17 protein-coding genes and 2 pseudogenes are annotated in these 26,101 nt (G+C 69.5%); 10 read left to right on the top strand and 9 right to left on the bottom strand.

The window, feature by feature from the left end:
• Together V1634_RS20285 and V1634_RS20280 are read right to left on the bottom strand one after the other, a co-directional pair.
• Positions 1-655, bottom strand: a 655-nt coding sequence (locus tag V1634_RS20285; protein ID WP_331209455.1) for a response regulator transcription factor, incomplete at its 3' end; no start/stop codon positions are given.
• Complete coding sequence (locus tag V1634_RS20280) at positions 655-2,019, bottom strand: sensor histidine kinase (RefSeq protein WP_331209454.1); 1,365 nt, start codon at positions 2,017-2,019, stop codon at positions 655-657. The genes V1634_RS20285 and V1634_RS20280, both read right to left, overlap by 1 nt.
• Positions 2,020-2,127: 108 nt before the next feature.
• Here V1634_RS20280 and V1634_RS20275 point away from each other — a divergent pair, with 108 nt between their 5' ends.
• From V1634_RS20275 to V1634_RS20255, 5 genes and pseudogenes are all read left to right on the top strand, one after another.
• Complete coding sequence (locus V1634_RS20275) at positions 2,128-3,057, top strand: ATP-binding cassette domain-containing protein (RefSeq protein WP_331209453.1); 930 nt, start codon at positions 2,128-2,130, stop codon at positions 3,055-3,057.
• Positions 3,054-3,842 (top strand): ABC transporter permease, encoded by a 789-nt coding sequence (locus tag V1634_RS20270; RefSeq protein ID WP_331209452.1) that lies wholly within the window; start codon positions 3,054-3,056, stop codon positions 3,840-3,842. Before V1634_RS20275 ends, V1634_RS20270 begins: the two co-directional genes overlap by 4 nt.
• 600 nt (positions 3,843-4,442) lie before the next feature.
• Positions 4,443-4,787: a cupin domain-containing protein gene (locus V1634_RS20265; RefSeq protein ID WP_331209451.1), complete on the top strand. Its 345-nt coding sequence runs from the start codon at positions 4,443-4,445 to the stop codon at positions 4,785-4,787.
• Between the two features lie 146 nt (positions 4,788-4,933).
• Positions 4,934-5,110: pseudogene (locus tag V1634_RS20260) on the top strand (LacI family DNA-binding transcriptional regulator); the annotation flags it as partial.
• A gap of 99 nt (positions 5,111-5,209) precedes the next feature.
• Entirely contained in the window at positions 5,210-5,995 is a 786-nt protein-coding gene (locus V1634_RS20255; protein WP_331209466.1) for a LacI family DNA-binding transcriptional regulator, read from the top strand.
• A gap of 10 nt (positions 5,996-6,005) precedes the next feature.
• Here V1634_RS20255 and V1634_RS20250 read toward each other — a convergent pair whose 3' ends face one another.
• Genes V1634_RS20250 through V1634_RS20235 form a run of 4 tightly spaced genes read right to left on the bottom strand, consistent with a single transcriptional unit; the run spans position 6,006 to position 10,800 of the window.
• Positions 6,006-7,718 (bottom strand): amylo-alpha-1,6-glucosidase, encoded by a 1,713-nt coding sequence (locus V1634_RS20250; RefSeq protein ID WP_331209450.1) that lies wholly within the window; start codon positions 7,716-7,718, stop codon positions 6,006-6,008.
• Between the two features lie 32 nt (positions 7,719-7,750).
• Positions 7,751-8,575: a carbohydrate ABC transporter permease gene (locus V1634_RS20245; protein ID WP_331209449.1), complete on the bottom strand. Its 825-nt coding sequence runs from the start codon at positions 8,573-8,575 to the stop codon at positions 7,751-7,753.
• Positions 8,572-9,543 (bottom strand): carbohydrate ABC transporter permease, encoded by a 972-nt coding sequence (locus tag V1634_RS20240; RefSeq protein ID WP_407951815.1) that lies wholly within the window; start codon positions 9,541-9,543, stop codon positions 8,572-8,574. Before V1634_RS20240 ends, V1634_RS20245 begins: the two co-directional genes overlap by 4 nt.
• Before the next feature lie 18 nt (positions 9,544-9,561).
• Positions 9,562-10,800 (bottom strand): sugar ABC transporter substrate-binding protein, encoded by a 1,239-nt coding sequence (locus tag V1634_RS20235; RefSeq protein WP_331209447.1) that lies wholly within the window; start codon positions 10,798-10,800, stop codon positions 9,562-9,564.
• A gap of 303 nt (positions 10,801-11,103) precedes the next feature.
• On the opposite strand from V1634_RS20235, the gene V1634_RS20230 reads away from it, so the two are divergent.
• From V1634_RS20230 to V1634_RS20215, 4 genes and pseudogenes are all read left to right on the top strand, one after another.
• The gene (locus tag V1634_RS20230; RefSeq protein ID WP_331209446.1) at positions 11,104-12,936 is read left to right on the top strand and encodes an RICIN domain-containing protein; all 1,833 of its coding nucleotides are present in this window, start codon (positions 11,104-11,106) and stop codon (positions 12,934-12,936) included.
• A 184-nt stretch (positions 12,937-13,120) separates the two neighbouring features.
• Complete coding sequence (locus V1634_RS20225) at positions 13,121-14,674, top strand: arabinofuranosidase catalytic domain-containing protein (RefSeq protein WP_331209445.1); 1,554 nt, start codon at positions 13,121-13,123, stop codon at positions 14,672-14,674.
• Positions 14,675-14,973: 299 nt separating this feature from the next.
• A pseudogene (locus tag V1634_RS20220) lies at positions 14,974-15,405 on the top strand (histidine kinase dimerization/phospho-acceptor domain-containing protein); the annotation flags it as partial.
• Between the two features lie 252 nt (positions 15,406-15,657).
• Positions 15,658-17,649, top strand: coding sequence for an acyl-CoA dehydrogenase family protein (locus tag V1634_RS20215; protein ID WP_331209444.1), 1,992 nt, complete (start codon positions 15,658-15,660; stop codon positions 17,647-17,649).
• Positions 17,650-17,738: 89 nt separating this feature from the next.
• Here the strand turns inward: V1634_RS20215 and V1634_RS20210 are convergent, their stop codons facing one another.
• From V1634_RS20210 to V1634_RS20200, 3 genes are all read right to left on the bottom strand, one after another.
• On the bottom strand, positions 17,739-23,627 hold the full coding sequence (locus V1634_RS20210) for a HEAT repeat domain-containing protein (protein WP_331209465.1): 5,889 nt from the start codon (positions 23,625-23,627) through the stop codon (positions 17,739-17,741).
• Between the two features lie 124 nt (positions 23,628-23,751).
• The gene (locus tag V1634_RS20205) at positions 23,752-24,765 is read right to left on the bottom strand and encodes a phosphotransferase enzyme family protein (RefSeq protein WP_331209443.1); all 1,014 of its coding nucleotides are present in this window, start codon (positions 24,763-24,765) and stop codon (positions 23,752-23,754) included.
• A 76-nt stretch (positions 24,766-24,841) separates the two neighbouring features.
• Positions 24,842-25,327 carry a MarR family winged helix-turn-helix transcriptional regulator gene (locus V1634_RS20200; protein WP_331209442.1) on the bottom strand — a complete coding sequence of 162 codons (486 nt, stop codon included), beginning with the start codon at positions 25,325-25,327 and terminating at the stop codon, positions 24,842-24,844.
• A gap of 74 nt (positions 25,328-25,401) precedes the next feature.
• Between V1634_RS20200 and wrbA the strand changes: the two genes are divergently transcribed.
• Positions 25,402-26,094 carry an NAD(P)H:quinone oxidoreductase gene (gene wrbA / locus V1634_RS20195; RefSeq protein ID WP_331209441.1) on the top strand — a complete coding sequence of 231 codons (693 nt, stop codon included), beginning with the start codon at positions 25,402-25,404 and terminating at the stop codon, positions 26,092-26,094.
• Positions 26,095-26,101: the final 7 nt, after the last annotated feature.

The raw sequence follows: 26,101 nt of genomic DNA, 5'->3' as shown, positions 1-26,101 counted from the left end.
ACGACAGGCCGGCCTGGTGGGCGAGGACGGCGGCCTGGACCCGGTTCTGTGCGTCGAGCTTGATGAGGATCGAGCTGACGTGCGCCTTCACGGTTCCCTCGACGACGTGCAGGGAGCGAGCGATCTGGCCGTTGGAGTGTCCGGTGCCGAGCAGCGCGAGTACCTCGCGTTCCCGCTCGGTCAGCGACCCGACGCGCCGCGCCGCATCGGCGGCCCGGCGGCGGTGGCTGTCGCGGTAGGTTGCGATGACCTGCCGGGCGATGGCCGGCGAGAGGAAGGCGGCTCCGTCGCTGACGGCGTGCACCGCGGCGATCAGTTCGCGCGGGTCGGCGGCCTTGAGTAGGAACCCGGCGGCACCACCGCCGAGCGCCCGGGCGATGTACTCCTCCTCGCCGAAGGTCGTGAGCATCACGATGCTGGTGGTCGGTACCGTGCCGGCGATCTCGTCGGCCGCGGCGAGTCCGTCGAGAACCGGCATCCGGATGTCCAGCAGCGCGACGTCGGGACGGTGGGCGCGGCACAGCTCGACGGCTCGGCGTCCGTCGGCGGCCTCGGCGACGACCTCGATACGGTCGTCGGTGTCCAGGATCGCCCGGACACCGGCGCGGATCATGGCCTCGTCGTCGGCCAGCAGTACCCGGATCGGGGTCACCATCACACCTTTTCCATCCGGTCCTTGGCGACGAGTACGTCTTCGTCGCTGAAACAGAGTCGGTAGACGATGGCGGCGTCGCTGAACAGGCTGGTACCGGCCTGGAAGTAGGCACAGGTCGAGCCGGGCGGCGTCGGTGGCTCGTTCAGGACTCGCGGCAGCGGGTCGATCTCGCGTGGCGGCAACTGCGGCTGGATCTGTGCACGCGTCTGGCCGAGCCGCAGGTGTTGGTACAGCTCGTCGGAGAGCCCGGTGCGTGCAACGGTGTACATCTGCAGGAGGGTGAGGGCCGCGACGAGCAGGAGCGCGGCGCCGAGGGGAAGGGCGGCGGACTGCATCTGCCGGCGGCGGGTGAGCCGCCTCGTGCCTTGCAGTTCGAATCCGGCGGGACCGTCGTCGAGCCGCGATCCGGCGTCGTCGGGCAGCACTGCGGTGACGGCCCAGCCGCCGTCCGGCCGGGGTCCGGCTTCGAGCCGGCCGCCGACCAGCCGGACGCGCTCGTCCAACCCGATCAGCCCCTGCCCGCTGCCGGTACCGTCGCCCGGCCGCGCCGGTGCCTTGTTCACGACGTCGATGCGGGTGCCAGCGTGCTGGCGGGCGATAGTGACGGTGACCTGCGCTCCGGGTGCGTGTCGGGCGGCGTTCGTCAACGACTCCTGGACCACGCGGTGCACCGCCTGGCTGCTCATCGGCAACCATGGCGGGCCTGATCCGTCCCGGCGAAGCCGCACCTGCATGCCGGCCGTGACGGCGCGGCGGACCAGATCGTCGACGCTCTCGTCGGCGGGTTGCAGATCGGCGGCGGCATCGGCGTTGCCGAGTACCCGGAGGATGTCGCGCAGCCGTTCGGTGGCCCGGACCGCGCTCGCCCGCAGTTCGCCGGCGGCGTGACGGTGCTTGTCGGTGAGGTCGCCGGCCAGTTCCAGCGCACCGCTGTGCAGCGCGATCAGGGCCAGTTCGTGTCCGAGCGAGTCATGCATGTCCCGGGCGATCGTCGCCCGCTCGCGCAGCCGGGCCTGTCCCGCGACGATCGTGCGCTCGCGCTCGCCGTGCTCGGCACTCAGGCGCCGGTAGCGGCCCACCCACCACGGCAGCACCGAGACGACGAACAACAGCAGGACCAGCGTGAGCCAGTACGGCAACGGATTGGTGGAGCGCCACAGCGCCACCGCGAGCCCGGCGAACGCCGCCGCCGTGAAAACCCACAGCGCGACCGAGAGCGAGGCCATCCGCCGCCCGGCAACGAAAGCCGGCACGATTGCCAGCAGGGGCAGCCAGCCGCCGGTGGTGAAGACCTCCGAGACCGACACCCCGGCCGACACGATCAGCAGCGGTGTCCACGCCCGGTCCGCCCGGTCGTAACGCACCAGGCCACGATACATACGCTGGTGCCGGCGGCACCCTTGACGAAAGTCAGGGGCAGGCCTGACGACAGACCGATGTCCGGTAGACCGGTTCCTCGTAGCGTCCGGGACATGATCAGAGCCCAAGGACTGCATAAACGGTACCGCGAGAGGGTCGCCGTCGATGATCTCTCGTTCGAGGTACTTCCGGGTATGGTGACGGGTTTCCTCGGTCCCAACGGGGCCGGTAAGTCCACCACCATGCGCCTGATGCTCGGTCTCGACCACGGCGGCGGCGAGACCCTGTTCGACGGACGCCGGTTCGGCACGATCCGGCATCCGATGCGCCAGATCGGCGCCGTATTGGAGGCCAGGGCGTTCCACCCGACCCGCACCGCCCGGAACCATCTGCGGATGCTGGCCGCCGGAGGCGGGATCCCGGCGGCCCGGGCAGACGAGGTGTTGGAGTTCGTCGGGTTGGCGGAGGTGGCCCGGAGGAAGCCGCGGAGCTTCTCGCTGGGCATGGCGCAGCGGCTGGGGCTGGCGCAGGCCTTGTTGGGGGATCCGCAGACGCTGATTCTCGACGAGCCGGCCAACGGGCTGGACCCGCACGGCATCCACTGGCTGCGCGACATACTGAAGTCGCTTGCGGCGCAGGGGCGCACCATCCTCGTCTCCAGTCACCTGCTGTCGGAGATGGAGTTGATGGCCGACGAACTGGTGGTGATCGGCCGCGGAAGAAGGATCTACAACGGCGACGTGGACGGGTTCGTGAGGCAGTTCACCCAGGCGACCGTGCAGATCCGCAGCCCCCGGTCCGACCGGCTCGCCCAGGTGCTGAAGGGTACCCACGGCGTCGAGGTCGAGGTCGCCGATGACGGCACGCTGCGGGTGTCCGGGGCCGACGCGCCCGCCGTGGGCGAAATCGCGTTCGCCAACAACATCCCGCTGCACGAGCTGACCACTCTGACCGCGTCGCTGGAAACGGCGTTCATCTCCGCCACCGGCGCCTCCGAGGAGTACGTCGCCCGTCAGCTCAGCACGGCCGGCGGTGCCGCATGATCGACGCGTTGCGCTTCGAATGGGTACGCCTCCGTACCATCCGCTCGACGTACTGGCTCATCGGCCTGGCCCTGTTCCTCAACGCCGCGGTGGCGTTCCTGGTCAATCTGGCCACCCGGAACAATCCGCCGGACACCGACATCGTCGGGGCTACCGTGACCGGCGGAGGCACCGCCTCGCCGCTGCCGCTGCTGGCGGTGTTCATGGCCGCCGTCGGCATCCTCGCCACCGGTCACGAGTACCGGTACGGCACCATCCAGCCAACGCTGACCACCATTCCGCGCCGAGCCACGGTGCTGACCGCCAAGCTCGCGGTCGTGGCCGCCGCGGCGGTGGCGGTCACGGTCGCGTCCATGCTCGTCAACGTCGCCGTCGGCCTCGTCTTCTGGGGTGAGTTCCCGGGGCTGACCGAGCAGCCCCTCGATGCGGCACTGCCCGGCTACGTCCTGCTCGTCGTGCTGTGGGCGGTGCTAGGCGCCGCACTGGCCCAGTTGTTCCGCAGCGTGCCGGCGGCGCTGGTGGCGATCCTCGTGACGCCACTCGTCGTGGAACAGATGATCTTCAGGCTGTCGCTCGTCCCGGCGCTCGACTGGCTCGCGCCCATGATCAAGTTCCTGCCGTTCTCCGCCGGCCTGCGGCTGGTCGACCTCAGCGGAACCGCCGCTCTCACCGACGCCGACAACTTCGACCTGTTCGGCCGCTGGGCGGCCGGTGGCGTCTTCACGGCCTTCGTCGCCATCGTCCTGACCGCCGCCTGGACATTGTTCGCGCGCCGGGACGCCTGACCGGAGCTGCCGAGTGAACATCGATGACGGCCCGTCGCGGAGGAGCGTCAGGTAGCTGCCTGGATGGAGTTCACTCCCTCGCGCATGAACCGCGTCGAGGCGCGTGAGGTCTTCCCGGGAGAGTTGCGGCGTACCGGCGGCGACCTTGTCGATCAGACGGCCGGGGTCGCCTCGTCTCGCCTCGGGGTTGGCAGGCAGGTGGCTTCGGTGTCGGGTCTGACGGTGAACACGTCCGCCCCGCGCCGGCACTGGCGACGCTTCGTCCTGCCGGGTGGGACTCACCCCGGTACCAGCGCCAGACCGTGAACCGTTTTCCTCCGGCCTGACGATAAGGGCGGGCGGGTCGCCGTGGTGAAGGGCGGTCAGGTGAGCGGCGACCTGGGCGGCTCCGTGACGCATGTATTCGCCAAGCTCCGGCCCGCCGGGATCCACCACGACTTCTTCCCCGTTCTCCAGCCGCCGGTCATCTCCGGTTCCAGGTCCTGCTTGGTCGTTGAACCTTCTCCCGGAGACCTCGCTATATATCGACCTCCGACACGCCAAGATCCTTAAGTCGGCTCGTACCGGCACCGGCTACGACACAGGCTCTAGGCTTCCGCCATGCTGATCATCGAAGGCGCGGGCCGGTGGACCGCACCCACTGGGGCCGCCAACGACTGGGTCGAACACCTGAGAGTGCCGGACCTCTCGGTGGGAACGTACTGCATCCCGGCGGGTGGTCTCGACGATCAGAGCCCGCACACCGAGGATGAGATCTACGTGGTCACCGCGGGGCGGGCCCGGATCGTGACGCCGGACGGCGCGGCCGAGGTGGGCCCGGGTTCGGTGATCTTCGTGCCGGCTGGCGAGGAGCACCGGTTCGACGAGGTGACCGAGGACCTGGCGCTGCTGGTGGTGTTCGGCCCGGCGTACGGCTCGCGCGCTCCGGGTCGGCGAGCGGAGTAGGACGGCGCAGACTCGCTACATGTCGACCGACGAGGACCAGCAAGTCCCCGCAGCCGCCATGAGGCGGCTCAGCCTGCTGTGACATCAACACGTCGTCCACGTCCACGTGCTGCCTGTCGCGCCACGGATATGCTCGTCAGCGAAGCATGGTGCGCCCGCCCCGTGCCGGGAAAGAACCGATTCGAGGGCGGTGTATGAACATCGGGGAGATCGCCCGCCGGGCGGGAGTGTCCCGCAGCACCGTGTCCTACGTGCTGAGTGGGAAGCGGGCCGTGTCGGAGGCGACCCGACAGCGGATCCAGGCGGTCATCGATGAGCTGGACTACCGGCCGAACGCCAGCGCCCGTGCGTTGAAGGAGGGCCGTACCCGCACCCTCGGGTTGGTGATTCCTCCGGCGAGCCAGCGGTTGACTGACATGCAGTTGGGCTTCGTCGCCAGCGTCGTCGAGGCCGCTGCTCGCCATGACCTCGATGTACTGCTGTCCCCGTCCGGTGGCGACCATGACCGGTCGTTCGAGCGGATCGTCACCGGGCGCCGGGTGGACGGTGTGGTCCTGATGGAGATCCGACTGGAGGACGACCGGGTGACTCGGTTGTCCAAGGCCGGCCTGCCGTTCGTCACGATCGGGCGGACCGCCGAGCCGCACGGCATGAGCTGGATCGACATCGACTACGCTGGGCTGATCGCCCGGTGCGTGCACCACCTGGCCGATCTGGGGCACCGGCATGTGGCACTCGTGAACCGCTCCGTCGAGTTGGTGGCCGCGGGTTACGGCCCCAGCCATCGAGCGCTTGCTGGTTTCCGGGCGGCTGCGGTGGAGCGGGGGCTGACCGGTGTGGAGGTCTGCTGCGGTGACGACACGGCTTCCGGCGAGGCGTGCGTGGAACAGTTGCTCGCGATGCATCCGGACGTCACGGCGGTGGCGACCATCAACGAGGCCGCGCTGCCCGGGATGCAGCGTGCCCTGACCAGCGCCGGATTGTCCGTGCCGGGGGACTTCTCCGTCACCGGGGTCGCCGCCCAGCACTGGGCGGAGGATTTCCGCCCGCCGTTGACCGCGGCGGATGTCCCGATGGTCGAGATGGGTGCCGAGGCGGTGTCGCTGCTGCTGGGGATCATCGCCGCGCCCGGGGCCGTGCCCCGCCACCGTCTGTACAGCCCGCCCATCTCGTTGCGCTCCAGCACCGGTCCGGTCCGGGTCCGCTGAGTCGATCAGGCTATCCACCCGTGACTCGCCGTTTCTCCTGCGCGGCCGCGAGGATGAGGTAGCTGCTGGCGGTCCAGGTGTACGCGCGGTCCCTGAGCCCGGCACCGGTTTCGGCGTCGAAGTTCTCCGCGAACCCGGACTTCTCACACAGCGCGAGGAATCGTCGACTGATGTCGTCGGCCAGCCGGCTCTGGCCGGCCCGCCGCAGGCCGTCCTCAACCAGGACGGTGGAGGGTGCCCAGATCGGGCCACGCCAGTAGCCGTCGGCAACGTAGTGGGCCGAGTCCGTCGGCTCGGTGGCCAGTCCATGCGTGGTCAGGTGGGTTTCGACACCCCGAGCCAGCGCGACGGCGACCGGGGCGGGCAGGTCGGCCCCGAGTGCGACCGGCATCAGATCGAGCAGGCTGCGGCTGACCCTCTGCCGCCCGGTGTGGGGGTTGCGGGCGGTGAAGTGGTCGCCGTCCCACAGGTCCCGCAGCATGGCGCCATTGATCCGGTCGGCCTCCCGGGACCACTGGTCGGCGGGCTCACCCAGCTCGGCGGCGAGGTCCGCGAGGCAGCGAAGCTGCGAGACCAGAAACGCGGCGAGGTCGGCCGTCTGGAGGACCCGTTCGACGTCGAAGGTGGTCGCGTTGTCCCAGCCGCTGTCGTTGCCGTGCTGGTAGTGGGGCAGGTCGTGGCCGGGGGCCCGGCGCGCGTCGAGCCAGAACCGGGTCCAGCGGGCAAGCCGGTCGTACGTCTGCGCCAGCGCCGCCCGATCCGGTGTCCGGGGAAGGCGTTGGCGCAGGTGTCGTAGGGCCCAGCCGTGGATGGGCGGCTTGACGTAGTTGTGTAGGACCTCGGAGTGAGTGATCGAGTCGGGCAGGGCGCCGGCCTCGTCCTGGTGGTCGAAGGGCAGTTGGAACTGGTGCCAGGCCAGCTCCGGTTCGCCGGCGGCCAGGGCGATCGCGTTGAAGCAGTGGTCCCAGCTCCACACCTTGTCCATCCAGTGCTTGGACATCAGGACGGCCGGGCGGGTGACGAAGCCCGCCGGAGCGACGGTGGCCGACCACAGTACGTACGCGGCCAGCTCGGCGGCCGGGGTGTCCGCGCCGCGCCACGGTGCGATCGCGTCGACGAACGCCGTGAACTCGGCGCTCCGGTGGCGGCACAGCTGGTCGAAGGTGACGGATCCGGCGTACGGGCGGCGCGCGGTGGCGAACTCTTCGACCGCGATTTCCCAGGGCTGGTCGCCGCCGGTTTCCAGGGACCGGTCAGCGGTGCCGAGGGCCTCCACGCCGTCGGTCCGCCGGAGCGCACCGGTGAGCACCGTGATGCGGTAGCGGCGACCGGTTTCGTACGAGGTGAACACGTGTGACCCGTCGACCGGGTCGAGGTACAGGTAGGTGCCGCTGAACGGGGTGAGGGTGCTTGCGACCGCGGCTACCCGCAGGCCGAGCCGTCGGCCCCGGATCCGCAGGGTGTCCGTTCCGTCGTAGACGGCTTCGATCCGGTCTACTCCGTTGCGCCAGGTCAGCAGCGCGGGCGTGGCGACGACCGTGGTGCCGGCGACCGCGGGTGCGAGGCGCAGTACGGGGTGCAGCCCGGTCTGGTGGGAGACCAGGTGCAGGTCGTCGGCGTACGTCTTCTCGGCTACCACCGGGGAGATGTTGAACCAGGATCCGCGGTAGCTGAAGGGGATGTCCTGGATGGGGAACTCGGGACCGGACGGGGCGACGGTCATGGGTGGCGGGTGCCCTTCTGTGGTGCGGGTGGTCAGTCCTTGACGGCGCCGGCGGTCACGCCCGTCGAGACGTATCGCTGGGCCAGGACCAGCAGCACTGCGGCGGGGATGGAGGCGACGACGGCGGTGGCCATGATGGCGTTCCACTGCTGGTTGTTGTTGCCGATGTAGTGGTAGATGCCGAGGGTGATCGGCTGGTGGTCGCCGCCGCCGGCGAGGGTCGAGGCGAAGATGAAGTCCGACCAGGACCACAGGAACGCGAAGAGCGACACCGAGATGATCGAGTTGCGGCTGACCGGCAGCACGACCGACCAGAAGGTGCGCAGTCGACCAGCGCCGTCGACCAGGGCGGCCTGGAGCAGTTCGTCGGGGATTCCGGACATGAAGGCCGTGAAGATCAACACGCCGAACGGCACTGCCAGTGTCGAATCCGCCAGTATCAGCCCGGGCAGCGTGTTCAGGACGCCGAGATTGAGATAGATGGCGTAGAAGCCCATCGCCATGATGACTCCCGGGATCATCTGCGCGATCAGCAGTACGAAGCTCAGCGCCGGGCCGCCGGGCGGCCGGAGCTTCGCCAGCGCGTATCCGGCGGGGGCGGTCAGCGCCACGGTCAGCGCCACCGTGCCGAGGCCGACCAGGAGGCTGGTGCCGAGGTACGGCAGTTGTTGGTCGAGCACCGCCCGGTAGCCGTCCAACGTGCCGTCGGTCGGGATCAGGTGTGGAGGGCTGGCCCGCATGTCCTGGTCCCGGGTGAACGACACGTTGATCATCCAGTAGACCGGGAAGAGCATCAGCCCGGTCAGCACTAGGCCGATGCCGGTCTTCCAGCACGTCCGAGGTGTTGAAGTGGTCATCGTGGGTGCTGCCTCCGCTCGATCCGGATGTAGCCGAGCCCGGCGATCAGGGCCATCACGATGAGCAGGTTGCCGACGGCCGCACCCGGTCCGAACTCGGGCAGCAGATTGCCGAAGCCGAGTCGGTACGACCAGGTGGCGAGTGTGGCCGAGGAGCCGGTCGGGCCACCCCTGGTCATGATCCAGATGATGTCGAAGACCTTCAGCGTGTAGATCAACCCCAGCAGCAGCGTGATCGCGGAGACGGGGCGCAGCAACGGAAAGGTGATCGACCAGAACCGTTGCCATCCCGTCGCGCCGTCGAGTGCGGACGCCTCGTACATCTCGGCCGGGATCGCCTGTAGGCCGCTGTAGAGCACCACCAGGTTGAACGGGATGCCGATCCAGACGTTGGCGACAATCACCGAGGTGAGCGACCAGCCCGGCGAGGTGAGCCAGTTGACCGGGTCGATGCCAACGACGCCGAGCGCCGCGTTGACCAGCCCCGAGTCGCTGTTGAGCAGCCACGACCAGGTCGACGCCGAGACGATCAGTGGCAGCAGCCACGGAACGAGCATCAACGCCCGCAGCGTGCGCGACAGCGGGAAGTGCTGGTAGAAGAAGAGCGCCAGGGCCATCCCGATGGTGAACTGGAAGGCGAGCGACACGGCGGTGAAGACCAGGGTGTGCGCCAAGGTCGGCCCGAAGGCCGGGTCGGTCAGGACCGTCCGGTAGTTGTCGAGGCCGGCGAAGGGCGCGCCGCCCTGCACGAAGGAGCGGACGGTGTACTCGCGCAGGCTCAACTCGACGTTGCGATAGAGCGGGTAGGCGTAGAACGCCGTCAGGTAGACGGTCACGGGTGCCAGGAAGCCCCAGGCCAGCCATCGGTCGGGCCGGCGGGCGCGCGACGGGGAGGGCCCGGGTGGGGCGGTCGTCGCCGCCCCACCCTGGTCTCGGGCGGCGGTGGAGTCGTGTGTCGTGGGGAGCATGGTGTCGGTTCGGCGCGCTCACCTGGTCGTGGCCGCGGCCTGCGCGGCGGTCAGCGCCTCGCGCGGCGACTTCCCGCCGCTGAGGGCCGCCTGCACCGCGGTCCACAGGGATTCGGAGATCTTGGGGTACTTCGTGCCGAGGTTGTCCCCGGTGCGGCCCTTGGCCGCCCGGACCGCCGCCACCCAGACCTTGAGCTTGGGGTCCGCAGCCGCCTGCCGCTCCTGGACGGCGGCGACGGGTGCGACGTAGGAGAGCGTGCTGTCGGTGGTGAGGAGGTTGTCGGCGCTGGTCAGGCAGGCGACGAGTTTCCGCGACGTCTCGTACCGGCCGGTGTTCTTCTGTACCGGAATCGAGACGAACTCACCGCCGGTGGGCGCCGGCGCCGGGCCGCCCGCGCTGGCCGGGATCGCGAGGATGCCGTACGGGAAGTCGAGTTTCTCCGCGTTGGCCAGCTGCCAGGTGCCGTTCTCGGCGAACGCGTAGTCACCGGTGGCGAACTCCTGCCAGCTCGTGGTCTGAGTGTTGTTGATGACGGAGTTCGGGGCGTGGCCCTGCTTGAGCCAGTCCGTCCAGAGCGTCAGCGCGGACACCGCCTGCGGCGAGTCCAGGCTGGTCAGTTGGGCTCCCGATCCCCAGAACCAGGGCAGGAACTGGAAGCTGCCCTCCTCGGTGCCGATCGCGGAGAAGGTGATGCCCTTCTTCCCCTCGGCCTTGACCTTGGTCAGCGCCGCGGTCAGGGACGTCCAGTCCTTGATCGTGGCCGGATCGACGCCGGCGGCGGTCAGCAGGTCCTTGTTGTAGTAGAGGGCGAGGGTGTTCGCCCCGATCGGCACGCCGTACGTCTTGCCGTCGCTCTGGCCGGCGCCGAGCAGGTTCGGCTCCACGGCCGAGACGTCCAGCTTGTTGTCGTCGGTGGTGGTGAGTGCGCCGGCCTCGGCCAGTGTGGAGATGACCGGGTTGTCCACGATCAGCACGTCCGGCGAATTACCCTGCTGGGCGGCGAGCAGCGCCTTGTTGGTGAGGTCGGTGGTGTCGTGGCCGGTCCGCTCGACCGTCACCCCCGCGGAGGTGCCGCACTTCTTGAGCAGCGCGACCCATTCGGAGTCGTCGGCGAACTGCGGATACGGATCCCAGACGAGGTGGGCGTCACCGTCGGTGGGGCCGTCGGCGGACGACGAGCAGGCGCTGCCTGCCGCTGCGGCGAGCGCTATCACGGCGACGGCGGCCAGGCGCCGCCGACGACTGAGTCCTGTCATGTGTGTCCTCACTCCAAGTCGATCGTCAGGTGGGATGCACGGGTTGACCGTGGCGGGCCGTACCACAGCGGGGCCATCGAGCGAATCGGTTCGAGGAATCGATTCGCACGAAGATAGGTCTGGCCATGCCCAGTGGTCAAGAGATGGCCGGCCTGCGATGAGTGTTGCGCTGGCAACCACGCGCTTCGTCCGGCCGTCTCTTCATTGACACAGTTCAGTTCCCGGTCCTACGATCCGTGCGAATCGATTCGCAAATGCAGCCCTCCGGAGCGCGTCCCCCCACGCCCCACCAAGGAGCCGCCCGTGAAAACCCCGCCCCGCGGCAGGTCAGGACGAGCCCAGGCGTTTGTCGCCCGCCTCGTGGTCGGCCCACTCGTCGTCGCCGCCGTAACCGTCGCCGCGTCCCCGGCCCAGGCGGCCGACGAGTCGATCACCGTCAACTTCTCCACGACCAGCGGTACGCCGACCTACCGCGCGTCCGGCTGGATCTACGGCATGACCGAGAACGCCAGCGGTCCGGCTGACCACTTCTACCGGGACGTCAAGTTCCAGTACATGCGGGCCGGCGGCGCGCAGCTGTCCGGGAGCGGCTGGGTCGGCGGAACCTACGACCGTCGCTGGAACTCCACCCTCGCCCAGGCGCGTCGGACCATCGCCCTCGGCGGACAGTTCATCATCCTGCCGCATGACCTGTGGGGTGCGGACGGCGCGGCGATCTCCCGCTTCCCCGGCGACAACGGCGACTGGACCGACTATGACAACTTCCTGACCCGCCTCGTCAACGACGTCCGGGCGTCCGGGCTGTCCGTGCAGTGGGACATCTGGAACGAGCCCAACATCACCCTCTTCTGGAACCGTCCGATCTCGCAGTACTTCGAACTGTGGCGCCGCACCCACCAGCGCATCAGGGCGGAGTTCCCCAACCAGCTCATCGTCGGGCCGAGCTGCGCCTGCGTACCGTCGACCACGCACACCTTCTGGAACCAGTACCTGGACTTCGTCCGCTCGACCAACACGGTGCCGGACATCATCAGCTGGCACTCGCTGCCGGGTGACCCGGTCGCCAACGTCGCCGCCGCCAACGCCACCCTCGACCCGCGGGGAATCGCCCACCCGCGCCCGTACCAGATCAACGAGTACGGTGCGCCCGACGAGCAGAACCCGGCCGACGGTGCCTGGTACATCGCGCGTCTGGAACGGGCCCGCGCGGACGGCCTCAGGGCGAACTGGGCCGGCGGCGGCAACCTGCACAACGACCTCGGCAACCTGTTGGTCCGCAACTCGGCCGGCCAGCACCAGCCCAAGGGCGAGTGGTGGGCCTACCACTACTACGCCTCCCAGACCGGGGAGGTCGTCGCGGTGACCGCCAGCCCGTCCTACGACGCGCACGCCACGAAGGCGACCGGCGTGGCGAAGGTCCTGGTCGGCGGCGGTCGTACCACCGGGAACCTGACCGTCAACCTGCGGCGCCTGGACACGACCGTCGGTATCGTGCAGAACAACCAGGTGCGGGTCCTCACGCAACGCATCCCACACAACGGCGGCGGCGCGGTGCAGGGGCCGGTCACGGTCTCGAACAGCGTGGTCGGCGTGTCCAACAACAACGCCACCGTGACCCTGCCGTACACCAACCAGACCGACGCCTACACCGTCACCCTGTTGCCACCCTCGGACGGTGGCTTCCAGTCGGTGGCGGTGGCCCAGCACTCCCAGCAGTGCCTGGACAACGCCGGGCTGAGCACCGCCGACGGCAACGTCCAACAGCAGAACCACTGCGACGGTGGTGACCAGCAGCTCTGGAACTTCCGCCCGGTCGCCGGCGTGGCCGACACATACACGGTGGTCAACCGGCAGAGCGGCAAGTGCCTCGACGTCAGCGGCGTGTCGACCGCGGACGGCGCGGCCGTGCACCAGTGGACCTGCCTGAACGGCCTCAACCAGCAGTTCACCCTCCGCAGAGTGACCTACCCGGGCAACGACTCGCACGACCATCAACTCGTCGCCCGGCACAGCGGCAAGTGTGTCGACGTCAGCGCGGTCTCCACGGCGGCACGGGCACCGATCCACCAGTGGACCTGCAACGCGGCCGGCCAGGGCAGCCCGTTGAACCAGACGTGGCGGATCCTGGGGCGGTAGGCGTCCCGGAAGAGTGGAGGTGCTGGCCCGTCTGCCCCGACGGCCCGCGCCGATCCCACCGACGACATTCATTGATACCAGTCGCAACCGATCCTACGACGGGCCGCGAATCGAGTCGCCATCACCACCATCGCCCCGGCGCGTCGACAAGCCCGGCGCTTCCACAAGTCCGAGGAGACACCCCGTGCGAACTCCGTCCCGAAGTGGGCCAGGAAAGGCCCGCGATCTCATTCCGAGACGCCGTCGCGTCCGACTGACCGTCCTGGCCGGCGTCCTGGTTGGCGTTCTCGTCGGCGCCACCCCCGGTACCCCGCCGCTCGCCGGCGAGGCCACCGCCGCACCGTCGTCGTCGGCTGCCATCGAGCCGGGGCAGAGCGCCCCGATCGTCGGCACGCCGTCCGGTCGCTGCCTCGATGTACCCAACTCCAGCACCGTCAACGGCACCCAGACACAACTGTGGGACTGCCAGGGAAGCGCCGGTCAGACCTGGACCTGGACCTCGAGCAAGCAGCTCACGGTTTACGGCAACAAGTGCCTGGACGCCTCCGGCCAGGGCACCGCCAACGGCACACCGGCGATCATCTGGGACTGCAACGGCCAGACCAACCAGCAGTGGAACGTCAACACGAACGGCACCATCACCGGGATGCACTCCGGGCTGTGTCTCGACGCCAGCGGCTACGGCACCGTGAACGGCACCAAGATCCACCTGTGGGCGTGCCACGGCGGCGCGAACCAGCAGTGGAACCCGCCGACCACCCAGCCGCCGACCGGTACCCGCCCGTGCGACATCTACGCCTCCGGCGGCACTCCGTGCATAGCAGCGCACAGCACGACGCGGGCCCTCTACGCGGCGTATGCCGGCAACCTCTACCAGGTCCGGCGCTCCTCGGACAACACGACCCGCGACATCGGGCTTTCCGGCGCGGGCGGCACCGCCAACGCGGCGACGCAGGACTCGTTCTGCGCGGGCACGACCTGCGTGATCACCGTCGTCTTCGACCAGTCCGGGCGTGGGAACGACCTCTGGTACCAGGGGTCGGGCGTGGTTCCGGGCTCCCCGCAGAGCAGGCCGGCGATCGCGACGTCGGAGTCGCTGACCGTGGGAGGCGCGAAAGCGTACTCGCTCTACATCAATCCTGGTAACAGCTACTGGCGGGACGGGCACCTGACCGGAGTGCCGACCGGTGCCGCTCCCGAGGGCATGTACATGGTGACCAGCGGCACCCACGTCAACAACGGCTGCTGCTTCGACTACGGCAACAGCGAGACGACCAGGAAGGCCGACGCCGCCGGGGCGATGGACGCCATCAACTTCAGCACACAGTGCTGGTTCGGCGGCTGCTCCGGCACCGGACCCTGGGTGCAGGCAGACCTCGAGTGGGGTCTCTTCCCCGGCGGCAGCCAGACGTGGAACCCGAACCAGCGCTCCTTCACCAGCAAGTTCGTCACCGCGACCCTCAAGAACAACGGCACGACGCGCTTCGCCATCAAGGGCAGCGACGCCCGGTCCGGCAGCCTCTACACGCTGTGGGACGGCGCGCTCCCGCCGGGATACAGCCCGATGAGAAAGCAGGGCGCGATCATCCTGGGCAGTGGCGGTGACTGCTGCAAGCCCGACGGCGGTGCGAACCTGAGCGCCGGCACCTTCTACGAGGGAGCCATGGTCGCCGGTTATCCGTCCGACGCGACCGAGAACGCCGTACAGGCCAACGTGGTGAGCGCCGGTTATCGCTGACGCCGGCAACGGCGCCTGAACAACCCGTGCGTCGGCCACCACCGTGTGGTGGCCGGCGCACACCTTCGTCGATGCCGACCTGGTTCGGACGGCCACGCTCCATGTTCGTCCCCGGACCGTGCGGCCCGGTTCCGACAGCGGTCCGCGGGCGGACCGGGGCTCGTCGCGGAAGACGGCCGCCAGGAGCGACAGGTTTGCGTCAGCCCAGGTACTTCTCCCACGGGCCGGTGACGGCCATGCGCCGGCGCGACCGCCCGTACCGCTCGGGACGTCTGGCGTCGGATCGCGGTGGTGGAGCGCACACCGAGTCGGGCCGGCTGGGTATCGCGCTGAACTCGATGCTCGACCGGATCGAGTCGGAGGTCGCCGCGCCGACCGCGTCCGAGCAGCGGCTGCGGCAGTTCCTCGCGGACGCGTCGCACGAGCTGCGTACCCCGCTCACCTCGATCCGCGGCTTCGCCGAGCTGTACCGGCGTGGCGGAGCCCCGCCCGGGCGGCTTCTGGACGAGACGTTGTCCCGCATCGAGCGGGAGGCCGCGCGGATGGGGCTGCTGGTCGAGGACATGCTGTTGCTGGCCCGGCTGGACCGTCAGCGGGAGCCGCAGCGGCGACCGGTCGACATGCTCGCGATCGCCGCCGACACGATTCGCGACGCGCACGCCCGCCGCCCCGACCGCCCGGTCCGGTTGGCCAGCTTCGGCGGCGACCAGTTGTGGGCTCCGGCGGCAGTCGAACCATCGCCGCGGCCCAGGGCACGGTCACCGCCGTGCTCTCCGCCTCCGGGAGGTACGCAGCGCCTCGACGGCGAGCGGCGCGTTCGGTACCTCCGGCACCGTCACCGCGATCCGCGTGCAGGGCGGGTGTGGGAGTTCGTCGATGGTGTCCGGTCTCACCGCGCTCTCCCTCACCGGATCACCGCAGCGGCCCGGTACCCTTGATCGGGTACAGAATGTGACTTTATGTCCGCAAGTCGAGGGGTGCCCATGCCCGATCACGCATTCGGCCACATCGAGCTCGCCCACCTACAGAACGTGCTCGACGGACCGTGGGCCGCCGTTCGCGCTGCACACCGGGATCACCTGAATGGGAAATTTCTCCCGGTTTACGGCGAGACCGGTGACCAGGCACGTGAGCGGGTCTCCCGGCTGCTCACCGAACTTCCCGCCGAGCTGGGTATGGCCTCGGCGTTCCCCGTCGAATACGGCGGTAGATCCGACGTGGGAGGCTCGATCGTCGCCAGCGAGATGCTGGCGCAGGTCGACCTGTCGCTGATGGTCAAGGCGGGAGTGCAGTGGGGCCTGTTCGGCGGCGCGGTCGGGGCCCTGGGCACCCGGCGGCACCACGACGCCTACCTTCGGGACATCATCTCGGGCAAGATCCTCGGCTGCTTCGCGATGACCGAGACCGGCCACGGCTCCGACGTCCAGCAGCTGCGCACCACCTGCGCGTACGATCCGCAGACGCGGACCTTTGATCTGCACACCCCGCACGAGGCGGCCCGCAAGGACTACATCGGCAACGCGGCCCGGGACGGGCGGATGGCGGTGGTCTTCGCCCAGCTGATCACCAACGGGCGACGGCACGGCGTGCACGCGTGGCTGGTCCCGATCCGCGACGCTGCGGGCAACCCGCTGCCCGGTGTGACCATCGGCGACGCTGGGCCCAAGGCCGGCCTGCTCGGCGTGGACAACGGACGGCTCAGCTTCGACCATGTGGCGGTGCCGCGCGACATGCTGCTGGACCGGTACGGGCAGGTCGCGGAGGACGGGACGTACTCCAGCCCGATCGAGAACGACTCACGGCGCTTCTTCACCATGCTCGGCACGCTGGTCCGCGGCCGGGTGAGCGTGGGTGGCGCCGCGTCGGCGGCCACCAAGTCGGCGCTGACCATCGCGGTGCGCTACGGCGACGTCCGCCGCCAGTTCGGCACCCCCGACGCGGACCGGGAGGTACTGCTCAACGACTACCTGGCCCATCAGCGCAAGCTGCTCCCCGCCCTGGCCACCACGTATGCGTTGCACTTCGCCCAGGCCGGACTGGTCGCCGCGCTGGACGAGGTGCAGGGTGGCGGCGGCCCGGTCGACGAGCATCGGCAACGGGAGCTGGAGTCCCGGGCCGCCGGACTCAAGGCCGCGCAAACCTGGCACGCGACCCGCACCATCCAGATGTGCCGCGAGGCGTGCGGTGGCGCCGGCTACATGGCCGAGAACCGGCTGCCCAGTCTCAAGGCGGACACCGATGTCTTCACCACGTTCGAGGGCGACAACACGGTGCTGCTGCAGCTGGTGGCCAAGGGGCTGCTCACCGGCTACCGGGACGAGTTCGGCTCGTTGGACGGCTGGGGGCGCGCCTCCTTCGTCGCCGAGCAGGTCCGCGCGATGGTGCTCGAGCGCACCGCCGCGCGGGCGGTCATCGAACGGCTGATCAGCGCCGTGCCCGGCCGCGACGAGGAGGTAGCCGTCACCCACCGCGGCTGGCAGCTCAAGGTGTTCGAGGACCGCGAGGACCACCTCCTCGACGGCGCGGTCCGTCGCCTCCGCAACGGCGCGGCCACGAAGAAGGACCGTCCCTTCGACATCTTCAACGACGTTCAGGACCACGTCCTGGCCGCTGCCGCCGCGCACATCGACCGGGTCACCCTGGAGGCGTTCGTCGCCGGCATCGAGGAAACCGCCGACCCGGCGGTCCGGGCGCTGCTCTCCCGGGTCTGTGACCTGTACGCGCTCAGCGTCATCGAGGCCAACAAGGGGTGGTTCCTGGAGCACGGCCGGCTCACGCCAGCCCGCTCGAAGGCGATCACCGCCGTGGTGAACGGCCTGCTCAAAGAGCTGCGCCCGCAGATGCGGACGCTCGTGGACGGTTTCGCCATCCCGGAGGAGTGGCTGCACTGCGCCATCCTGCGTGAGGAACCCCACCGGCAGGAGACCATGGCCGCCCACGACGCCGCCGGTGATCCGCAGGCAGTCCCGGCGTAGGCAGGCAGCCTTGCCGGATGCCGGCCCGTTGTCGGCGTCGTCACCGACTAGCACCGATCGCCGCTGTCCAGCCTGACGACGGTGCCGGATCAAGTGGTGTTCGGGATCAGCCGCAGCACCGTGGCGGCGAGTTCGGCCAGCACGGTCTCCCGATCATGGGGCTTCTCCCCGCTCAGTGGCTGCCGGGGATCGTTGAACGCCTGGAACTTCGATATCTCCGGCCGGTTCTGGAATTGGCTGGGCGCGACGATGAGCGGCATGATCCGGCAACCATCGGCGCGGGCGGCCTCGAGCAGGGCGGGCAGTTCGACCTCGGTGATGAACGTCGACGCGAGGAAGTCCGCGCTGACCAGCAGGATCGCGGCACACGCGCGGTCGACGGCCGCCGCGATCTCCTCCCGCCACTGACTGCCGGGTTCGATCTGGGTGTCCGTCCAGAGCTGGATGTGTCCGTCGTGTACCAGCGGTTGGAGGTGGATCCGGAGCCGTTCCAGCCACTCGGTGTCCTGGTGGCTGTAGCTGACGAAGATCTGCTTCCGCCGGGTACTGGGTCGCTTGCCAGCGGTCCGGGCCAGTCCGTCTCGCGACTGCCGGCGCAGGTAGAGCAGGAACTGAGGATCCTCGATGATCAGTTGACGGGAGTGCGGGTTCAGATAGAGGGTGTCCTCCAGCCGGCCCAGCGACGCGCCGAAGCCGTCCGGAAACGCCGCGAGCAGGTGTACGTCGATCGCGGTCGCCAGGTGCGGATGCTCGGCCGCCACCTGGTCCAGGTCGAGTACGCCACCCGCCACGGGCAGCATCAGCAGCAACTCGATGCAGGACTGTTGACGCTCCCCGTCCAGACAGGCGAACGCGTGCACGATCGCCTTGTACTTGAGCGCCAGGGTGGTCTCGACGTACGCGAGGGCCTCGTCGAGGCCGCGGTCGATCGTGAACGGCATCGCCTGGGTCCGCTCGATCGAGTTGAGGTGCGCCAGGTGCCAGCAGAGCATCTGCGCGGTGTTCAGGCTGCCGGTGGCGAGCGCGACGATCTCATCGGCCTGACCGAAGCTGACGTTGAGTGCCGCCTCGCCCTGCCGGATCATCTGGGTGACCAGGTCGTCGTCGACCGGTGGGATCTTGAAGACCTGGATCCGGGTCGCGAGGTCGTACCGTACCTCGACCAGGCTGTCCCCGGTGCCCGGGATTCCGGCGATCACCAACCGGCGGTCCTCGGTGCCCTCGTCGGCGAGCAGCTTCAGCAGGTTGGCGATCAGCGTCCGGTCGGCCGGGGAGAGCTGCTGGAAGTCGTCGATCGCCACGATTCCCCGGTGTGGCTTTGTCGACAGCTCCCGGATCCGGTCCAGGTGTTCGGGTCGCTTCGGGGTGAGTACCTGGATGGTCCGCCCGTGCCGCTTCTCCCGCCGTACCGCCTGTTGCAGGAACGTGCTCTTGCCGATTCCCGACGGCCCTTCCAGGACGATGCCGAGGCCGGGCTGGCGCAGGGCGGCCAGGAAGCGGCGGAACGCGGGTGGCTCGACGAAGGTCAGCGTGGGCGTGCCGTTGAGCGTGAAGACGTCACCCAGCTCGTGCACCAGGCCGGCGTCCCGCCCGTCGCCCCCCGACTCGGCCGGAGCGGATTCGATCGCCGTGGCACCGCTGTCGGTGGAGAGGTCCGGCAGGTCCTCCGGGTCGGTGCCGGGTAGGTAGCTCAGCACCTGCGCCGCCAGCCGGCGGAAGTCCGGGTCGGGGTCGCTGAGGGCGTACTGGCTCAGCAGTGCCCGGGTTTCCGGCTCGGTGCCGTACCGCTGCGCCAGGATCTGTACCGCGAGTTCCCGCAGCGACCAGTCCCGGGCCCGGAGGCAGTCGACGACCAGGGCGCGTACTTCCGGATAGCCGGCGAGTCCCTCGCCCAGTACCCGCAGCGCGGCACGCCGCACCCGCACCTCGGTCACGTCCTGGGCGCGCTCGATCAGCGTGTCCCGGACGCTCTGCTCGGTACCGAACCGTTCGGCCAGGGCCACCACGGCGGCCTCCCGGATGGCGGAGTCGGGATCGCTGGTCGCCCGCGCGGTCAGCAGTTCCCGCTGGGTCTCCGAGGCGGCGGTGTGCGCGGCGAGGGCGTCCAGGGCCGTACTGAAGATATCGACGTCGGGTTCGCGCCGGAGGTGGTCCATCAGAACCTCGCGGGTGGCGTCGTTGACCTGGAAACGCGACACCACCAGCCGCAGTGCCGAGAGCCGGATCCCGGCGTTCGCGTCGGTCCGGGCCCGTTGCAGCAGAAGCCGGCGCGCCGCCCTGGCGGTGCTCTCGTGGTCGATCATGGTTGTGACGGCGCTGCCGAAGACGGTAGGGGACGGGTCGTGCTGCGCTGCGTAGAGGACGCCGTCCTGCACCTCCAGGTTGCCGGCGAGATGTGGGCCGACCCCCTGCACCGCGGCGGTCCGTACCGTCTCGTGGGGATCCTCGCGCAGCCGTTCCACCAGGATCTTCCGCAGGCGCGGGTCGCCCGCGCAGCGCAGGGCCAGCGCCCGGACCGCCGCCGCGCGTACGTTGGCGTCGTCGTCCACCCGGGCGGCGTCCACCAGCACCGACTCGGCCGCCACCGCGTCGCCGGCCTCGACCAGGCCCTCCAGGGCGGCCAACCGTACGCCGCTGTCGCGGTCCTCGGTGACCAGCGTGAGCAGTGCCTGCGCGCTGGGTTGGTGGGACGCCGCCCAGCCGGCCAGGGCCTTCGTGGCCGCCGCCCGGTTCTCCGGATCCGGATCGCGTCCGGAGATCGCCGCCAGTACCGCCCGGACCGTCGGGTCGGTGCCGAAGTGCTCCACCAGCAGTTGGGCGGCGGTTCGCCGAACACCCTTCACGGCGTCGTCGCGGGAGCGCCCGACCAGCTCGGCGCAGACGCGCTCCGCGGCGGTGTCGAAGTGTTCCAGCAGAACCTGCGCCGCATTGCGCAGCACACCGGGGTTGGAGTCCTCGCGCAGCCGACCGATCAGGATCTGCTCGACGTCGGCGGACTCGGCGCTCCGCTCGCCGAGCAGCCGTACGGCGGCCGAGCGCATCGCGCTGTCCTCGTCCCGGCCGGCTCGCTCGGTGAGCAGGCCGATCACCTCGGCCCCCGCCGCGAACCGGTCCGTCAACGCCTGCACGGCTATCCGCAGCACCTCGATGTCACGACCGCTCAGGACGCATTCCACCAGCACCTGGCGGAGTTCGTCGTCCGGCTCGGATGTTTCGCTGAGCGCATGCACCGCTGTCCTCCGCACCCCGGTGTTGTCGTCGTGCCGTACCCGGTCGAGCAGGACCCGGCGGGCCGCCGGGTCGCCCCGGAACCGGTCCCGCAGGGTCTGCACCCCGGCTGCCCGGACCGTCGCCGAGGGGTCCGCCTGGCTGCGGTCCAGGAGCAGCGCCCGGACCTCCGGATCGGTGCCGTGTTGTTCGGCCAGCGCCTGCAGAGCCGCCAGCCGCACGCTGGCGTTCCCGTCGTCGCGGGCGCGCCGGACGAGCTGGTGGCGCAGCCGTGCGGTGTCGGCGTCACCGGCCGGGCTGGCGGCGAGTTCGACCAGCCCCGCCACCACGGCGTGTGCGCACCGACTGTCGTCGATGTTCGCCAGTACCCGCTGCATCAACTCCTCGATCCCGTCGGCGCGGGTGGAGAGGATGACGGCCAGCCGGGTGGCGTGCGTGATCGTCGGGCTCCACAGCAACCGGACGCCGCGCCGCCGGTACCAGTCGAGATAGACCTCCCGCCCCGGCCAGCTGCTGCCGATCATCCGGGCGGCCGGCAGGATCTCCTCCTCGAACAGCTGCTCCGTGCCCGGGTCGTTGATCCCGACTCCGTGTTCGAGGAGCAGGATGACCTTGCGTAGCAGGTCGTCCGCGATGGTCGCCACCGAGTCGTCGATGCGCCGGATCTCGGCCAGGCACTGCACCGCGAGGACGAGGTTCCACGGCGGACTTTCGGGCACTCCCGCCGTCCAGGACTGCTGGACACCGTCGGCCAGCACCTCGACGAGGGCGGCGGCGTGCGCTCTCGACATCGCGCTGGTCAACAGTCGCAGGACCTCCCGCCAGGACAGGTCGGCGGCGTGCCGGCGGAACAACTCCTTGAGCTGGTCGAAGGAGAGCACCTGGTCGTGCTGGAACCTGGTCAGGATCGCGTCGGCGCAGAAGAACTCCAGGAAGGTACGGTGCACGAAGCCGTAGACCTGCGGGCCGTACCGGCTGAGGATGAAGTTCCGCTCCCGGAACTGGTCGATCATCGCCAGCGCGATGACCCGGGCGGTGACGGGCTCGTGGCCGTAGCGCTCGATCAGGTACTGCTCGAAGACGTCGCCCAGCTCCGCCCGGTCGATGTAGTTGACCGTCAGGCCCCGGTCGGCCGACTGCATCCGCCAGGCGAGCCGGCGCAGCAGTTCCTTCTTGTCCTCGGTGTCCAGGAAGCCGGCGACCTGGGACTGCTCCCGCAGATGCCGGTTCACGTCCCACTGTTCGACGAGCACGGTCGCGGCGTGGTCGTAGAGCTTCCACCGCTCCCGGGGCAGCGGCTCGTGTCGGCCGACGATCGCCAGGGTGGTCAGCAGCAGCGGGTTACCGGCCAGCTCGCGGATCGCGGACGACTGACGCATCGTGTCCAGCAGCCGGTCCTGGCGGGTCCACGCCTCCGCCGGCCTGGTCTGCGCGGCCGGCCCGTACCAGCTCGAGAGGAACTCGGCGATCTGCTCCTCGTCCAGGTCCTGCAACGTGTAGTGCGTGAAGCCGACGCTGGTCAGGATCTGGCGGGAGTAGCCGATGATCCGGGACGTGACGATCATCCGTACCTGCGGGTGATCCGCGGCGAACGCGGCGATCTGCTCGGCCACCCGCTCACGCTGGCGCCGGTCGAAGACCTCGTCCAGACCGTCCACGAGCATCAGCGCCCGGCCGCCGGAGCGCAGGTGCCGCAGCAGCACCGGGCGTGGGATACCCAGCCCGTCGGCCTTGGCCCGGTAGTCCAGATAGTCGACGAAGGTGTCGCACCTGCCCTCGGCGACCAGGGTGATGTAGGAACGCAGCTCGATCAGCAGCGGCAGATGGTTGGCCAGCGCGCCCAACCGGTTGTCGAGCAGGCCCGTGGTCAGGCTGAGCGCCAGATAGCGGACAGCGCTGGACTTGCCCGATCCGGGGTCGCCGAGCAACACGATCGCCCGCTGGTCCGGTGCGCCGAGCACGTCGAAGAGCCGCTGCAACGGCTTCGCCCGGTACGAGTCGTGCAGGTGCACCAGCTCGCCGGGATCCACCTCCTCGGGCAGGTCCTCGGCGCCGATCCGCCCCTCGGACTGCATCCGGCGCAGCCACTCCCGGGGCAGTTCGATCGGGGGCGGATCCTCGCGTACCCACTGCTCGACGAAGACCGAGGTCAACTGGATCCGCAGGTGGTCGTCGGCCCGAATCGGCGTCAGCGCGTCCAGGTCAAGCAGCCCGTAGTGCTGGCGCAGTCGTTGGAAGTACTGCCCGACGACGTCCGGACGGAACGTTCCGAGCCCCTGTGCGGGCTGTACGACGTCCAGTTGCACGTTGGCCACAGCGGCGGTGACCATCGCGGCGAGATCCGCCGGATCGTGGAACGTGCTGCACATGTGCCGGTCGGACAACTCCGCCCGCAGTCGCTCGATCCTGTCCGCGTCCCGACCCCGGTCGACGAAACGGCGCGGCCAGGGCGCCTCCTCGTCGAGAAGAAAGATCAGGCAGGGTTTGCCGCCGGCGAGCGCCTGGCGGTACTCCAGCTCCGTGATCGACCGGTCGTGCCCGGGCGGGACGAAGCCGTACCGCCAGGCGAAGATGCCGACGTAGACGTCGCACTCGTTCACCTCGGCCAGGCAGCGTGCCAGCGGGCGGTGGTCCTCGGCGACGTACGACTCCATGGACATGTCCTCGACCCGGAGCCGCCGCAGCGCCAGCCTCACGGCAGCACGACATTCCTCGAGGTCGCGAAAGGTCGCGGAGACGTACACCTTCATCAACGGGTCCCAAGCGGGGGAGGGCATGTCCGGCTACCGAAGGTAGCAGCCACGATCGCGCCAAGCGATCGCCGGACCGGATGGACCCACCCCGGTGGCGTGGGCTGGAGTCGACGTGTGGTGGCTATCGCTCCAATGTCGCCTCGGCGGCCAGCGGGGGTGTGGGATCGGATTCCGCCCTGCGGACGTCCGCCAGCAGCCTGGCGATCACCGCTTCGGTCACCCAGGCGTCGCCGTTACGGATGGCGGCACCCAGCCAATCACCGATGTCCCACAACGCCCGGCAGGCAGCCAGTACCGGGAAGCTGGCCACCTCGCTCTGGCTCAGTGGACGGACCTGCTGGTAGCCGGCGAGTACCGCTGCCCAGCGTTCGCGATCATCCGCCGGCGAGTCGGGCCCGCGATAGAGACTGACCAGGTCGTAGGCGCGTAACCCGAACCCGCAGTGGTCGAAGTCGAACGTAACGAACCGTCCCTCGCCGTCGATGTGGGTGTTGCCGCGGTGCAGGTCGGCATGGATGATCCCGTATGCGCCGCCGATCGCTCGGAGCCGTTGAATCTCGCCGGTCAGTCGCTCGCCGAGCCTGCCGAGTTCGGCGAGGTCCGCCGCGGCCCGGCCCGAGCGGGCATAGGGTGCGAGGCTGGCCAGCGGCCGTTCGACGAGGATGCGTTGGTCCAGGTGGTAGCGGTCGTGGCTGGTGCGGAAGGCGTCCATCTCCAGGTGCATCCGAGCGATGCCGGAGCCGAACTCGCGCCACTGTTCGGCGGAGAGCGTGCCTTCGTGCAACGGCGTGCCAGGCGCGTGGGTGAAGAGGGCGAAGCACCGTTCGCCTTCGGGCGCCGTCAGCCGGCCGAGCCGGTCGCCGAGGCTTCGCTGGTACGGGCGGATGACGCCCAGCCCGGCCGCGGCCAGGTGCTCAAGCAGGTCGAGTTCGAAGCGGAGGTCGGATTCCGAACGGATCCAGTACTTCTCCCGGTTGTAGACCCGCAGCACGCGGCGACCGCCCTCGGCGTCGGTGACGAGGTAGGTGTCGTTGAAGCCGCGGTTCAGCAAGCTCACCGTGACGGGCGCTGCGATGGCGTACTCCCGTTCGACGAGCTGGGCGAGGTCCTCGGCGTGCAGGAGTGAGTGGGTCACGCGCATATCGAGTGAGCCTATGAGGGGACCAGGTGGCCCGCCAGGGAAGCCGGCGGTGGTAGCCGAGCGGGACCGCTCAGCCTCCTCGATCGAACAGCTTGACCGTGCCGGCGGCTTTGTGGGTGGCCGGGCGCCTGGTGTCGACGTTGCCGGTCATGGCGTTGAGGATGGCGGGTAGTTCGGCCACGGTCCGGGCGGGCAGGCCGGTCACGGTTTCCTCCGCGAGAGCGTGCCACAACTGCTTGACCTGATCGGCGAGTGCCTTGCCGCTGTCGGTGAGTTCGACGATGCTGGCGCGCTTGTCGGAGGGGGCGGGTTCGCGGCGGATGTGACCCGAGGCCTCGAGCTTGCGGGTCATGAGCGTGACGCTGGGCGGCTCGCAGCCGAGGGCCTCGCTGAGCTGGGCCTGGATCCGCGGGCCGGTCCGGTCGAGTTCGAGCAGGAGTGCCTCCTGGCCGGGGTGTAAGCCGAGCGGGGCCAGCAACGCGGCGGCTCTGGCCCGGTGGCGCAGGCTCAGCAGGCGGATGGCCTGGTTCAGGGCGTCGGCGTACTCGAAGTCCACGGACTCTCCTTGACAAGTAGTTACGCGCATAACATTATGCGGATAACTAATCGTAGCAGCATCGAGGAGCCCACATGACCGTGAAGGTCGCTGTCATCTACTACAGCGCGACCGGCGCCGTACACGCGCTCGCGCAGGCCGTCGCCGAGGGGGCTGCCTCGGCCGGGGCCGCCGTACGGCTGCGCCGGGTCGCCGAGTTGGCGCCCGACAGTGCGATCGACCAGAACCCGCAGTGGCGGCGGCACACCGACGCGACCGTGTCGATTGCGCAAGCCGCACTTGAGGACCTGACCTGGGCCGACGCGTACGCGTTCGGGACGCCGACGCGGTTCGGCGCGCCGGCCGCGCAGCTCAAGCAGTTCATCGACCAGGCCGGCGGCCTCTGGCGCGAGGGGACGCTGGCCAACAAGCCGGTGACGGCCTTCACCTCGGCGTTCAACCCGCACGGCGGCAACGAGGCCACCATCTTGTCGTTGGCCAACGTCTTCTACCACTGGGGCTCGCTGATCGTCCCGACCGGCTTCACCGATCCGGTCGTGTACGCCGCCGGCGGCAACCCGTACGGCACGTCGCACGTAACCAGCCCGAACGGAGACGGCCCCGATGCCACAACGCTGGACGCTGCCCGATACCAAGGACTTCGGCTGGCCAGGATCACACTTCAGCTACTGGGGGAGCACGTCGTCCCCGACGTCTCCGTGGGCACCGGAAACAGCCGTGGAGCCCTGACCGAGGCAGCCTCGCGGACCGCGAGTGCAGCGGGTTAGCCAAGGA

It is taken from the genome of Plantactinospora veratri, from assembly GCF_036421995.1.
Classification (GTDB): domain Bacteria; phylum Actinomycetota; class Actinomycetes; order Mycobacteriales; family Micromonosporaceae; genus Plantactinospora; species Plantactinospora veratri.
Note: the sequence above shows the minus strand (reverse complement) of the source record. Positions and strands in the feature narration are given on the sequence as shown.

What these genes read in the sequence shown, in the direction of transcription:
- V1634_RS20275 (WP_331209453.1), top strand. Translation starts at nt 2,128, where the DNA reads ATGATCAGAGCCCAAGGACTGCATAAACGGTACCGCGAGAGGGTCGCC.
- V1634_RS20270 (WP_331209452.1), top strand. Translation starts at nt 3,054, where the DNA reads ATGATCGACGCGTTGCGCTTCGAATGGGTACGCCTCCGTACCATCCGC.
- V1634_RS20265 (WP_331209451.1), top strand. Translation starts at nt 4,443, where the DNA reads ATGCTGATCATCGAAGGCGCGGGCCGGTGGACCGCACCCACTGGGGCC.
- V1634_RS20250 (WP_331209450.1), bottom strand. Translation starts at nt 7,718, where the DNA reads ATGACCGTCGCCCCGTCCGGTCCCGAGTTCCCCATCCAGGACATCCCC.
- V1634_RS20245 (WP_331209449.1), bottom strand. Translation starts at nt 8,575, where the DNA reads ATGACCACTTCAACACCTCGGACGTGCTGGAAGACCGGCATCGGCCTA.
- V1634_RS20240 (WP_407951815.1), bottom strand. Translation starts at nt 9,543, where the DNA reads ATGCTCCCCACGACACACGACTCCACCGCCGCCCGAGACCAGGGTGGG.
- V1634_RS20235 (WP_331209447.1), bottom strand. Translation starts at nt 10,800, where the DNA reads ATGACAGGACTCAGTCGTCGGCGGCGCCTGGCCGCCGTCGCCGTGATA.
- V1634_RS20215 (WP_331209444.1), top strand. Translation starts at nt 15,658, where the DNA reads ATGCCCGATCACGCATTCGGCCACATCGAGCTCGCCCACCTACAGAAC.
- V1634_RS20210 (WP_331209465.1), bottom strand. Translation starts at nt 23,627, where the DNA reads ATGAAGGTGTACGTCTCCGCGACCTTTCGCGACCTCGAGGAATGTCGT.
- wrbA (WP_331209441.1), top strand. Translation starts at nt 25,402, where the DNA reads ATGACCGTGAAGGTCGCTGTCATCTACTACAGCGCGACCGGCGCCGTA.